This window comes from Bacillus cereus group sp. Bce019, from assembly GCF_051781745.1.
Taxonomy (GTDB): Bacteria; Bacillota; Bacilli; order Bacillales; family Bacillaceae_G; genus Bacillus_A; species Bacillus_A cereus.
Window position 1 is genome coordinate 1 of record NZ_JBPWJX010000210.1, and the last position, 259, is coordinate 259.

Consider the following 259-nt stretch of genomic DNA (forward strand, 5'->3'; position numbering starts at 1 on the left):
CTTTTTAGTTGCACGTGAAGCATTCAAGCAAATGAAACAGCAAGGCATTGGAGGGAATATGGTATTTGTTGGCTCAAAAAACTCTGTATATGCCGGTAAAAATGCTTCGGCATATAGCTCTGTAAAAGCACTTGAAACACATTTAGCGAGATGTATTGCAGCTGAAGGCGGTGAGTATGGTATTCGTGTAAATTCAGTTCTTCCAGATGCGGTTCTGCAAGGATCAGCTATTTGGGGTTCAAAATGGCGCGAAGAACGT

At 42.1% G+C, this 259-nt stretch carries 1 protein-coding gene; it reads left to right on the forward strand.

Features of this window, described 5'->3' with window-relative positions; genetic code table 11:
* A partial coding sequence (locus ACS2QP_RS28045; RefSeq protein WP_438883108.1) for an SDR family NAD(P)-dependent oxidoreductase occupies positions 1 to 259 on the forward strand: 259 nt, incomplete at both ends.